The organism is uncultured Shewanella sp. (assembly GCF_947491715.1).
Lineage (GTDB): Bacteria > Pseudomonadota > Gammaproteobacteria > Enterobacterales > Shewanellaceae > Shewanella.
This window is the reverse complement of the sequence record NZ_CANLKR010000013.1, coordinates 102,867-115,195: the sequence shown is the minus strand read 5'-3', so window position 1 is coordinate 115,195 and position 12,329 is coordinate 102,867. Positions and strand designations below refer to the sequence as shown.

General features: G+C 42.5%; 9 protein-coding genes. 6 read left to right on the top strand and 3 right to left on the bottom strand.

Translation table 11 applies throughout. The features are described 5' to 3' along the window. Positions 1–143: 143 nt before the first annotated feature. On the bottom strand, positions 144–497 hold the full coding sequence (locus Q0779_RS11180; RefSeq protein WP_298772620.1) for a potassium channel family protein: 354 nt from the start codon (positions 495–497) through the stop codon (positions 144–146). Between the two features lie 514 nt (positions 498–1,011). On the opposite strand from Q0779_RS11180, the gene Q0779_RS11175 reads away from it, so the two are divergent. From Q0779_RS11175 to Q0779_RS11155, 5 genes are all read left to right on the top strand, one after another. Next, positions 1,012–1,356 carry a hypothetical protein gene (locus Q0779_RS11175; RefSeq protein ID WP_298772619.1) on the top strand — a complete coding sequence of 115 codons (345 nt, stop codon included), beginning with the start codon at positions 1,012–1,014 and terminating at the stop codon, positions 1,354–1,356. Between the two features lie 315 nt (positions 1,357–1,671). Continuing rightward, positions 1,672–2,607 (top strand): hypothetical protein, encoded by a 936-nt coding sequence (locus Q0779_RS11170; RefSeq protein WP_298772618.1) that lies wholly within the window; start codon positions 1,672–1,674, stop codon positions 2,605–2,607. A 41-nt stretch (positions 2,608–2,648) separates the two neighbouring features. Beyond that, on the top strand, positions 2,649–3,599 hold the full coding sequence (locus Q0779_RS11165; RefSeq protein WP_298772617.1) for a hypothetical protein: 951 nt from the start codon (positions 2,649–2,651) through the stop codon (positions 3,597–3,599). A gap of 48 nt (positions 3,600–3,647) precedes the next feature. Further along, positions 3,648–4,355 carry a lipase secretion chaperone gene (locus Q0779_RS11160; RefSeq protein ID WP_298772616.1) on the top strand — a complete coding sequence of 236 codons (708 nt, stop codon included), beginning with the start codon at positions 3,648–3,650 and terminating at the stop codon, positions 4,353–4,355. 2 nt (positions 4,356–4,357) lie between these two features. After that, positions 4,358–6,094 (top strand): nitrilase-related carbon-nitrogen hydrolase, encoded by a 1,737-nt coding sequence (locus Q0779_RS11155; RefSeq protein ID WP_298772615.1) that lies wholly within the window; start codon positions 4,358–4,360, stop codon positions 6,092–6,094. Positions 6,095–6,210: 116 nt separating this feature from the next. Here the strand turns inward: Q0779_RS11155 and Q0779_RS11150 are convergent, their stop codons facing one another. After that, a complete protein-coding gene (locus Q0779_RS11150) occupies positions 6,211–8,067 on the bottom strand; it encodes an Ig-like domain-containing protein (protein WP_298772614.1) in 1,857 nt (618 codons plus the stop codon). Between the two features lie 619 nt (positions 8,068–8,686). Between Q0779_RS11150 and Q0779_RS11145 the strand changes: the two genes are divergently transcribed. Continuing rightward, positions 8,687–9,025 (top strand): DUF1971 domain-containing protein, encoded by a 339-nt coding sequence (locus Q0779_RS11145; protein WP_298772613.1) that lies wholly within the window; start codon positions 8,687–8,689, stop codon positions 9,023–9,025. A gap of 243 nt (positions 9,026–9,268) precedes the next feature. Here the strand turns inward: Q0779_RS11145 and gcvP are convergent, their stop codons facing one another. Next, positions 9,269–12,184, bottom strand: a complete 2,916-nt coding sequence (gene gcvP, locus Q0779_RS11140; protein ID WP_298772612.1) for an aminomethyl-transferring glycine dehydrogenase — start codon at positions 12,182–12,184, stop codon at positions 9,269–9,271. Positions 12,185–12,329: the final 145 nt, after the last annotated feature.

Here is a 12,329-nt window from a genome sequence, read left to right as displayed (position 1 = left end):
GAGTTAGATCGAAAAGAGAGAAATTCAGATCAGCTTGGGCTCTTCTAAACTCGGTCGCTTGCGGCCGAGTTTTTAATCCTGAACTTGGAATGACGAGTGTCAGTCAATCGTTCATTAAATTTAATATTAAAATCATTTAGCCGTTACTTGACGATTTCGTTGATATGTTTGATGACTTTTGGATCGACATGCAGTTCAAAGGCATCGGATGCGGTTTTCACTGTAATGGCGACAAGAATGCCGGCAAGCATGATGCCTAAACCCGCAATGAAGACAGATAATATACGCGAGGTTTTTTTTCGTGGCCTTATGTCACCATATCCGACAGTGAGAGCGGTAATAAAAGCCCAGTATAGTGAATCGAATCGACTCCAAGATTCTATTCTGCCGACAATGAGGCCTAAAATAGTGATAGCAATAAACATCATCAGTAAAATGGGGGCTGTTAACACTAATCCCCATAAAAAAATCTGAATGAAACTGAAAGTAAATGCCATGTTTACGATCCTTATGTTGCAGACATCGGAAGTTTAGATATCACTAACTTTAGAATTAAATATAAGCATGTCAAAGTGTAAAAAAGGTCAATTATCAAGAAAAATGAGGGCGTTTAATATGTTGTGTCAAGGATATAATCTAAATATCCTGTATGTTATCTAAACGTCCTTCAAAATAATATTGGGCTATATTGAGCACTAAACTGTTTTTAGTGAGTATCTTTGATACATAGTTTTACATTTTTATTTTGGCTCAAAAAGAGACGGATATGTTTAATGTGGCTTTTTTATGTCATTATATTGAATTATTAGCACTATTCGATTCGATTTGACATTAAATAGTCGGCAAATGTCGCAAGTATTAGTGCTTTTATAATATCTATTTTGTGGTCGAGCGATAAATATTGTTAATACCTATTGTACAGCGGTTGATATGTGTACTAACTTTGATTTCCACCTTACTTTTTGTACGGTTAATTTTTATTGTTCTGGTTTACATTAAATGGAGATTATTATGACTAGAATTAAACTTGTTATATTGGCTTGTACCTCTTTTATGTTATCGACTTTTGCTTTTGCAGATACCGTTAATGTTACAACAAAAGTGGATTTTGTCACTCCTGCTCATTCAACATCGAGCACTGCATCTTACGCATTCACTCCTTCAGCGCCTATTGTGTTCAAAGTAGCAGGTAAAGAGTGTACTTGGGTGAGTTCTTCTTCTCCTTTTGGATCTGGTGGGGGTAAAGGGTGTAATTACAGTATAACTCTCGATTCATCAGGTAAATTGACAAATGCGACAAGTAACGGGAATGGTTGCACCGCTTCTGGTGATGCAATGATTAATGCTTGTAAATAAGACTCTTTTATTATGACTTACTTTTAAGGGCTATATGCCCTTTTTTATTTTAAAAATTAATTTATTTTTAGTTTTTTTGGTAGATAATATAAGGCAGAGTTTTATTATTTATCATTAATTTAGTGGTTGATAATTTACTTATCGCTAAATTTATGTCAATGCGAGTGGGATTATCCACTTTACTCTCTTAAAAATATCGATTAGGATTTTTTACGCCTCAAAGGGTTTACATTTGGTTGATGTTGTATTCACAAGTTGTTTTTAGGGCAAATAAAAACAAATTGCTTACTAACATAAAAAACTGAAGGAAATCCTATGAAATATGCCTCATTTAAACAGGTTACGCTTGGTGTTGCTACGCTGATTTTCTCGTTGACTGCCTACAGTGGTGGTGGAGGTGACGGAGGGAGTGGGGAGGAGCTGCCTTTACCTGATACCTGTCAGTCAAATTGTGGTTATGAAATGGGTCCAATACCCAGTTTAGACTTTTTACAAGCTGGAAGTGGGCCACTTTCTATCTCTTCTACGAGTGTACCGAGTTCCGTTGATGGCTTTGGGGGCGGGACCATCTATTACCCTGATAATGTATCGCGAGCATTGGCTGCTATTTCTATTGCGCCAGGGTTTACAAATACACAATCGGCTATTCAATGGTGGGGACCCCTTCTGGCCTCTCACGGCTTTGTTGTCATCACTATCAATACTAATTCCCGTTATGACCAGCCCGAGAGTCGCAGCCGCCAGCAAGACAGCGCCTTGTCCTATTTAATTTCGGAAGGAGAACGTTCGGGTAGTCCAATTTGGGGATTAATTGATGAAAATCGATTGGCAACCATGGGCTATTCTATGGGCGGAGGGGGGGCGCTTCATAGTGCTTCAAGAAACCGTTTAAGTGCCAGTATTCCTTTGTCACCTTGGAATACTGGTAGTAATGACTTTGCTCTTATTGGTGTTCCTGTGATGATTCTGGCTTGCGAAAATGATGCAACTGCACCAGTGAATAATCATGCGAGTCCTTTTTATAACACTATTCCAGCTAATACTGATAAAGCCTTCATGGAGATCACTGGTGGTTCTCATGACTGTGCTACAGGCGATAATAATAACCATGCCTTGTTATCCACTTATGGCGTGTCTTGGATGAAGCGTTTTTTAGATAAAGATCATCGTTACAGTCAATTTCTATGTGGACCAAACCATGAATTAAACAGCGATATTTCTGAGTATAGAGATACTTGCGATTATTTATAACTCGGCATTGCGTTAAACCTTAATGGAACGGTGGAAGAGTGATGCTCTATTTTAAACATAAAATCATGCTAGTCGCCGTTTCATTGTGTGTACTGATCACTTATTTGTTGTTTTCAATGTTTGTACCATTAGGGCAAACGGAGCGCGATGCAACGGCCTCTGTTAACAAGCCATCTACCGTGGAGGCTAATCAAAATGCGTTAATAAGTTTTGATACAGTGGCATCGAATTGGCATTGGCAAAAGGAAGCAGTGAACACAGAGCAAGTGTTACTCACTCAGCAATATGCTGCCAAATATCCTTTTACTCCTCAATCTGTATTTGATGCCCTGTATGCTGTTAAATTAGATGCCAATGGAAATGTCATTCTTGATCATGATGCGCTTGTTTCCTTAGATGAAACATTAGAGAGGATCCATAATCGGTTGGATGAGGAGAGTGTGGCAGTGCTGGTGGATCTGATATACCGGAGCCTTCCCGGTCAAGCGGGTATGCAACTGGGCGAATTAGTCGAAAATTATTATTACTATTTAGAATCCAAAGCAGTATTTAGTCGAATAAATGAAGATTTATTGGTTGAGCGAGAAATGGATCCATTGATGTCGATTGAGCAAGATCAAGGGCTTTATGCAGAGCTTCAGGCATTGCGGGAAGCACATTTAGGCAGTGATGTGACTGCTGAGCTGTTTAGAGTGAGTGACGCCAACGCCCAATATATGTTTGAGAGCATGAAACTAGAAGCGGATCTGAATTTAACGTCCCAAGAGCGTGAGCAAAAACGTAAAGATATTCAAGCGCAGCATATTGCTCAGTCAGTCAATGTGCTGAATTGGCCTGCTCGTTACCCCGTTTTTTTAAGCGCCAAGCAAGCTATCACCTCTTCTGCGATAGATAACCAAGAAAAGGTTAAGCAAGTGAATGCACTGCTGAGCCAGCATTTTACACCGGAAGAACTGACTCGAATTGATTATCTGAAGTTAAATGAAATTTAATGTTTCAATATTCATTCTTAAATCTCAGCAACAAGCGAGGGTTAAGTGATGCGATTTAATCTTTGTTTATTGCGGGTGACTTTTCTGGCGGCTGCTGTACTTTATTTTGCACTGGAGCTTGGGGACTTGCATCAAGAAGAATCGCTCTATACTGGGTTAAAGCTCAATGAAAGAGAGTCTGCAAATGTGTGGCGACAGCCTGAGAAGGCCAGTGAGTTTTTCCCCGTTCAAATTGGTGAGCAAGACTATCACTTCAATTTTGCTCGTTTTTCTCCCATGCTTGCTCGAGTAAAATGGGGCTCAAATCAATTACTCTTTCTTGATGCGCAAACAAAATATCAATTAGAAAGGATGGCACAAGCGTTACCGCCTGATTTATCGGCTATGGAACGAGCGCGGCTAGATTTTTTAATTCAAAAAAGTATTCCAGGTAAAGCTGGCATGAAATTAACTCAATTATTGCATGCTTATGTTCGATACACTCAGTTATTGAATACTCATTTTAAGCAAGTACAAAGCGGTAAAGGGCGAGGCAAAGAAGGCAGTCTAGCGGTGATAAAGCAACTTCAAGCGACGGTGTTTGGACAAGAGACGGCCAGCGTTTTTTTTAAGCGAGATAATATCAGAATGGGTTACCTCATTCAGCGTAGAATATTGACCTTGGACAATTCACTGAGTGACGCGGATAAGCAAATGAGCCATGAGCAATTACAGCAAGCGTATTTATTGGCTTTAGCACAGCTAAAGGAAAGTTGAGGATGGCTAAAGCCTTACATGTGAAGTGGGGAGTCATTCAGTCACGTTGGCAGCACTCTCTTTTACGGTGGCAGTGGCTGCAATCATTGCTGTTGGCTATCTTATCAGCAGCTATGTTGTCGTTAGCTTTATTGGATAATGAACGTTTCTATTTAGTTTGGTTTGCTTTTGTCCCTATTTTGTATGCGATTGACAAAGCATCATTGGCAATGAGCTATCTACTCGGCGTTATTGCGGGTTGGGTGATGTTTGCCAGTGCGACCTATTGGGTGGCGGATTTTTTAGTGATCGCAAAAGATCAGAGTTTGCTGCTCAGTTATTTGTGGGCCTCACTCTATTGGTTTTATTGTGCGCAGTTGTTGGGTTTATTATGTTGGTTGTTCACGCTGTTGAAACGTTTTACACGATTGCATGAGTTTATTCTTTTTCCATTAATCCTTTCATCTTTGACTGCGGCTTTTCCTCAGTTATTTTCATTTACTTTGGCACAGACCCAAGTGTCGTTTTTAACCGCCTTACAAGGGATCGCGTTTTTTGGCCTGTCAGCGCTGGATGCCATTATGGCGCTGGCTAATATTATGTTGTTTAGACTGCTCTATCAATTAACGACAAAGCCATTTTCCATTAAGAAAAGGGATAAAAGGGCCATGTTTGTTGCTGTCTTGGTGATTGCTTTTTGGTTCGGTTTTGGCCTTCAGCAGCGATATGAATGGACAAAAATAGTCACTCATTCTGACATGATGAAAGTGGGGCTGATCCAGGCCAATGAGTCACCGGATTTGGGGCATGTGCAAATGATGTCAGGCTACAGCCAAGTCTATCCACCCGAAATGGAGATGACGACACGGCTTGGTGCCATTGGCGCTGAGTTAGTCATATGGTCTGAAGCGCGGCCTAAAGGGTATCTAGATGATAGGCAAGTGCAGCGGGTGTATCAGCAGGAAGTCGCGAATATTGGTGCGAATGTGTTGTTTCAAGATTTTCACAGTGTGGTTAGTCCTATTACTGGGGGAGTTGGAAGGCGATACAATAGCGCCGTGATGCTTAATGATGAAGGGGAAGATGTGGGGCATTATCAAAAGATAAAACGTATTCCTTTTGGAGAGTATATTCCCTTTGCTGATAAAGAAACTTGGCTTTACGCTTGGCTTCAGTCCTATTTTGGTGGTTTTTCCAGCAAGCTGACTGCGGGCAGTCGTTTTAACGTGTTTTCTCATTCGAGAGCCGATATTGTGCCGCTGATCTGTTATGAAACCACCTTTTCAACTTTTGTTGCCAATGCGGTTGCTAATACCCTTAATCCTGATGTTGCCAATGATGTTGATAGTGATGTTGATAGTGATGTTGATAGTGATGTTGATAGTGATGTTGGGACTGAATCACCCATCAAAGAGAATGAAAAGCCTTTACTCCTTGTTGCCATGTCCAACGACGCTTGGTTTGGCTCAAAGCATCAATCCAATCAGCATGTTTTTACTTCAGCATTAAGGGCTGTTGAAAACAGAACGCCTCTGGTGCACGTCGTGAATAATGGCCCATCCATTGTGGTGTCACCAGTGGGACAAATACTCTTTACTTCTGACTTCAGGCAGGCTGGTGGCTATGTCGTCGAGGTGCCTTTACATCCTCATAGTCGTGGCAGTTTTTTTAGTCGTCATCCTTCGTTATTCCACACTATTTTACTGCTCTTGTGGGTCGGAGTGTTTTGGGTGTGGATTCGAAGTTTGAAGCAAAGATAGCGACATACTAACGGAGGTTATATCTGTTAGTATGTCGTCACATAAGCGACATGTCTTCAGTAGAGCGCTATTAATTTAATCGCTTTGTCTCTTCAATCACTCAGTCCTTTTAATCGCTATATCTCCTCAATATCTTCAAGAGCAAAGTCACCCTTTAATATACCAATGCAAGTATTTGCAACTTCTTTAAGGAGCTCAGCCTGTGGAGGGTTAGTTGCTGTTCCAATAATTTGTGCTTGTCGAATGATGGCCTCTTGTACTGCAAGGTCTTGAGCTGATTTATCATAACTTGATAAATCTATTGCATTGATTTCAAGTAATAAACTTTCGTGGTATTTTTCCAAAGCCTCTATTAGTAATGGGTTTCTCGCAAGTCCTTCTATTAGCTTTTCGCACAGAGAAGCAATCCCATTGGCTCTTGACTCTATGGTATGGTTTTGATTTGTTGTATCTATTTGCGCAAGAGCATTAGTAGCAATTTCGGTTAACATTACTTCAATTGCAGGGTTCCTTGATAAAGCATACAGTAGTCCACTTCCGATTATCCCTTTAGCAGCTAATGCATGACTAACAATGTCTTCATTGGGATCATGTTGAGGGGAAGATATGATTATTTCATCGATTGAGGTGATACAATTCGTTGCGATTTCATTGAGCAATTCGGACAGTGATGGATTATTAGAAGTGCTAATGAGTTGGGCTTGTTGAACGGTAGCTTTATGGTGAATTAAATCGGAAATCATTTCATTATTACTTGATGATGCTAATGAATTAATTTCTTGTAAGAAATGGTCATAATAGAGGCTCATTTCAGCTGTTAATGAAGGATTTCTTGACACCCCAACTATAAGCCCAGAGCATAGAGCAGAGATACCCGCCGCCTTATGCTCAATGTTATGGTGTTGGTTGGCTAACTCTATTTCCATTAGTGCTTTATTTAAGATGTCAACGAAAAAGGACTCGACTGAGGGGTTTCTGGAGTAAGCAATTAATAGATTTTCACCTAGTATACCAATAGCTTTTGCTCTGCGAGAATCGATGCTCTTTGCTGTATCTTGCATATAGGTTAAGTCGGTCGAAGGCGTGACATCATTGATAAAATCGATGCAGTCATTGGCGATGTCATCTAGATAGTCCCGTAGTGATGGATTACGGGCGGTGTGAATGATTTGAGCACCTCGAATGATGGCTATTTGATGTGTCAAGTCGAGCATAAATTCAACCTCACTGGTTAATGTTAGTGAAGTGATTTTTTGCACAAAATCGTCATAATAGCTTGTGAGTGAAGGTGTCATAGAGGGGTTTCTTGCTGTTCCTTCTAATAATCGAGCGCAAAGATGAGCGATACCACTGGCTTTGGTCTCTGCTGTGTGGCCGAACTCAGTGATGACTAATTGAGCAATTGCTTCGTTTGTAATGTCAAGAGATTGAAGCTCTAGCAAAGGGTTTCTTGATAGGGCATATAAAAAACTTCCTCCTATTCTTCCTATCGCTTCGGCAACGCCACTTTCGCTAACCAAAACCTTGACTGTTTTTTCCATATCATTTTGTGAAACGGTGATTGTCACTTCGCCATCAGATAGGCCAGTTACTAGGCCTGCTTCGCTGACCTTTGCAATGGCATCGTCACTGCTTGCCCAAAGGGCGCCTTCGGTGATATCAGCACTTGTATTATCACTGTAGTTTGCCGTTGCTGCCAATTGAATGGATTCACCAGCAGCAATGAGTAGCTCTTCGTGATTTAGTGTGATTGAATCGAGATTAATAGTGATGACAGTATCATCAGTGCTGGCAGTAGCAGTATCATCAGTGCTGCTAGTTGAGGAAGTAGAGTCACTACTAGTTGAAGTGGTGTCACTAGAAGTTGAGGTGTCGCTATCAGCACTTCCCCCGCACCCCATCAATAATAACATTAATAGGCTGACTGAAATGAAACGAAGTAACCTGAGTTTACATTCCATAGAATTAGACATATTCGACTCCTACTGCATTAATATATTTAGTTATTCCGTTCAACTATTACTACAAGAAGTACTACAAGAAGTATTACAAGAAGCCTGAAGAAAGGGCGAAGAATGCCATGGCGTTTACTTTGATTACCTCTGCATTTATCTTTTTACATTTCTCAAACTTTTAAGGTTATTAATACCTAGATTTATATAATAAGGGCTTTAATCACAAATTGAATGAGGCTTGGGTATGATATTAATCTGATCTTATGAATGTAATTACATCGTTTATTAATACTTTTTTACTACTTCACGTCATAATCTTGGTTATTTGTTGGTGGGGGCGAAAACCACAATAAAATCCGTGACCTTAAATATCGGTTCGGTGTCATTTAATACCGACTGGTTAAAAGCGCTCTAGGCGCTAGAGTATACTTTAAGCCTGTTTTACATTTGTGATAAATAAAAAAGCCAATTCATCGGAATTGACTTTTTTATTATGTGCTTATTTCTTACTTATATACGCCTTGAATTAAGCACTTTTACAGACTCTGAAAACATGCATCTTCAATATAGGTGGTAGCCTAAGGACTAATGGGTGTATATTTTTATTATTCATCTATGTTCAATCAAGTGAGCCGTTATGCCATCGATTCCACATGATTTTGTCAATTATAAATCAACGCCCATTTTCACTCCTGATAATGTCCCTAAAATGTTTCTGCATTTACATAACACTCGTGCAGGTGTGTACGGAAAAATCAAGGTGATGAGCGGTCAGCTAAAATTTTATGGTTTCACCGAAAGGCGTGGGGAAATAGAGCAAGAAATTGTGATTAAACAAGGTGAGATAGCGATTTCACCACCCCAGTATTGGCATAAAGTCGAATTTCTAACGGATGAAACCCGATTCAGAGTCGACTTTTATGCTCAGCAGGATTCAGATATTGTGGCTGAAAACCGCAGTGAGCGGAATGATTAAGGCTGTGGATCACTTTACTCATAGATTAGCGTTCAAATGAAAGCGGATGGCATTCTTTTGTGGGTCTTGGGTGGTGTGTCACAGAGGTATTTGCACATTAAGCTTATTCTCAGCAATAATCTTGTTTAAAACTAATACGGGAAGATTGAAGCCAAAAAAGGTGAACCATTATTGGTCCACCTTTAAGAAAGTCGTGCCTATTTATTTTCGACCCTTATTCGAAAATGTCTAAGCAGCCATAAACTATTCGTAGTCACTGATGGGAATACAAGCACAAAATAAATTTCTATCCCCAAATACATCATCGATGCGATTAACGCTTGGCCAGAATTTATTGGCTTTGACCGCCTCACAGGGGAACACGGCTTGCTCGCGGCTGTAAGGGCGGCTATCGAATGCGGGATCCATAATGTCATCGAGGGTGTGCGGTGCGTTGCACAGTGGGTTGTTGTCCACTGGCCACTCACCGGATTCGACTTTGGCGACCTCAGTACGAATGGCTATCATGGCATCGATAAAGCGGTCCAACTCGACTTTAGATTCTGACTCTGTGGGTTCAATCATTAAGGTACCCGCTACCGGAAAACTCATGGTCGGCGCGTGAAAGCCGTAGTCATTTAAGCGTTTGGCGATGTCCATTTCGGTGACGCCGGAGGCTTCTTTCAGCGGTCGTAAGTCCAAAATACACTCGTGAGCGATACGGTCATGACGACCTCGGTACAAAATGGGGTAATGGCTTGAGAGCTTCTGAGTGACATAGTTGGCATTTAGCATGGCCACTTGGGTGGACTGTGTCACGCCTTGGGTGCCGAGCAGCTTAATGTACATGTATGAAATAGGCAGAATACCTGCGCTGCCAAAAGGTGCGGCAGAGACGGCGCCATTGTTATCGCTCTCAAGGCCTGTTTTGATTTGAGTGTGACCCGCCACAAAGGGGGCCAGATGGGCTTTTACGCCAATGGGGCCCATACCTGGGCCACCACCGCCATGGGGAATAGCGAAGGTTTTGTGTAAGTTTAAATGAGACACATCGGCGCCGATAAAGCCTGGGGAGGTGATCCCCACTTGGGCATTCATGTTCGCGCCGTCTAAATACACTTGGCCGCCATGTTGGTGAATGACATCGCAAATATCTTTCACACTTTCTTCATACACACCGTGAGTGGAGGGGTAAGTGATCATGATGCAAGATAAGTTGTCGCTCATTTCGCTTGCTTTGGCGGTTAAATCGGCCATGTCGATGTTGCCGTCTTTGTCACATAAGGTGACCACGACTTTCATGCCCGCCAGTTGCGCCGAGGCAGGATTTGTCCCGTGGGCTGATTGGGGAATAAGGCAGATATTACGATGAGATTCGCCGCGGGACTCATGGTACTTTTTAATGGCTAACAGGCCGGCATATTCCCCTTGGGCTCCAGAATTGGGCTGCATACAGATGGCATCATATCCGGTGATTTTCACCAGCCAGTCAGAAAGCTCGCTTAATAACTGTGTATAGCCTTGGGCTTGCTCTAGTGGGCAAAAAGGGTGCATGTTGGCAAATTCGGGCCAGCTAATGGGCAGCATTTCGGTGGCCGCATTGAGCTTCATGGTACAAGAGCCCAAGGAGATCATCGAGTGATTGAGCGCTAAATCTTTATTCTCTAATCGCTTGATGTAACGCATCATCTCGGTTTCGCTTTGGTAACGATTAAAAGTAGGGTGCGTTAAAATGGCATCACATCGTTTCATGCTCTCAGGCATGCCCGTTTGCGGCGCGGTTTGATTGGATGTTTGAATGGATTGTTCTTGAACGAGCTGCTCATCAAGCTTGGCCACATCAAGGCCATGGCCACTGCCTAAGATCACATCAAATAAGGTTTGGATATCGGCGCGATCACAGGTTTCATCCAGACTCAGGCCAAGGCGGGTATCACTGTCGAGTCTCAAATTGATTTCGGCTTTTTGCGCGCGGGCATTAATGGCCGCCACATCAAGATTATCCAGTGTGAGGGTATCAAACCAAGTGTGATTGAGTGGCGTAACGCCTTGGCTTTTGAGGCCCAAGGCTAGAATATCGGTGAAGCGTAAAATGCGCTCGGCAATGGTTTTGAGACCATCAGGACCATGAAAGACGGCATAAAAGGAAGCCATATTGGCGAGCAGGACTTGGGCGGTACAGATGTTGGAGTTGGCTTTTTCGCGGCGAATATGTTGCTCGCGGGTTTGCATGGCCATACGCAAAGCACGTTTGCCACGGGTATCTTGTGACACGCCGATGATGCGGCCTGGCATGGAACGTTTATGGGCATCTCGTGCGGTAAAAAAGGCAGCGTGTGGGCCACCATAGCCCATAGGCACACCAAAACGTTGGCTGTTACCAAAGACCACATCTGCGCCCATGCTACCAGGAGATTTAAGCAGTACCAGAGACATGAAGTCCGCGGCCATGGCCACAATGGCTTTTTTGTCGTGTAAAGCTTGAATGAGCGTCGTGCGATCGTCTATTTGGCCGTAACGGTTGGTGTATTGCAATAAGACGCCAAAGAGCTCGTGATTGACGGCGTCTTCAGCGGGGCCGACAACAATGTCAAAACCAAAACATTCCGCGCGGGTTTGAATGACATCCAGTGTGTGAGGAAACACATCATCCGCGACAAAAAAGACATTGGCTTTTTTGGCTTTAGAGACGCGTTTTGCCAGCGCCATGGCTTCGGCGGCGGCGGTGGCTTCATCTAATAGAGAGGCTGAGGCTAAGTCTAGGCCTGTTAAGTCCATAGAGAGTTGTTGAAAATTCAAAATGGCTTCTAAGCGGCCTTGGGCAATTTCAGGTTGATAAGGCGTGTAAGCGGTATACCAACCAGGATTTTCTAATACATTGCGTAAAATGACGCTGGGCACTTGGGTGCCATAGTAACCCGCGCCAATATAACTTTTGAATAGTTTGTTTTTGTTGGCAACTTGACGTAAATAACTTAACCCTTCGGCTTCACTGCAAGGCTCACCTGTGTTCAAAGCTTGGGGCAAGCGAATGGCTTCTGGCACAATTTGCGTGGTTAAATCTTCAAGTGAGGCGGCGCCAATGGCATCTAACATGGCCGCTTGTTGGGCATTATCGGGGCCAATATGACGGCGAATAAACCGATCGTGTTGCTCTAATTGTGTCAAGGTAGCAGTCATGGGTTACCAAAATATCCTGTTGTTATGAATGCATGCAGGTTAACGTCAGCAGGGCTTTACCTTTGTTAGCAAACAAGAATGCATTTTTGGGGGCAAGGTGATGTCAATGAAGCAAGTGATTGCGCTAAGGCTAACCCTCACTCAC

What these genes read in the sequence shown, in the direction of transcription:
- Q0779_RS11160 (WP_298772616.1), top strand. Translation starts at nt 3,648, where the DNA reads ATGCGATTTAATCTTTGTTTATTGCGGGTGACTTTTCTGGCGGCTGCT.
- Q0779_RS11145 (WP_298772613.1), top strand. Translation starts at nt 8,687, where the DNA reads ATGCCATCGATTCCACATGATTTTGTCAATTATAAATCAACGCCCATT.
- Q0779_RS11175 (WP_298772619.1), top strand. Translation starts at nt 1,012, where the DNA reads ATGACTAGAATTAAACTTGTTATATTGGCTTGTACCTCTTTTATGTTA.
- Q0779_RS11170 (WP_298772618.1), top strand. Translation starts at nt 1,672, where the DNA reads ATGAAATATGCCTCATTTAAACAGGTTACGCTTGGTGTTGCTACGCTG.
- Q0779_RS11155 (WP_298772615.1), top strand. Translation starts at nt 4,358, where the DNA reads ATGGCTAAAGCCTTACATGTGAAGTGGGGAGTCATTCAGTCACGTTGG.
- Q0779_RS11165 (WP_298772617.1), top strand. Translation starts at nt 2,649, where the DNA reads ATGCTCTATTTTAAACATAAAATCATGCTAGTCGCCGTTTCATTGTGT.
- gcvP (WP_298772612.1), bottom strand. Translation starts at nt 12,184, where the DNA reads ATGACTGCTACCTTGACACAATTAGAGCAACACGATCGGTTTATTCGC.
- Q0779_RS11150 (WP_298772614.1), bottom strand. Translation starts at nt 8,067, where the DNA reads ATGTCTAATTCTATGGAATGTAAACTCAGGTTACTTCGTTTCATTTCA.
- Q0779_RS11180 (WP_298772620.1), bottom strand. Translation starts at nt 497, where the DNA reads ATGGCATTTACTTTCAGTTTCATTCAGATTTTTTTATGGGGATTAGTG.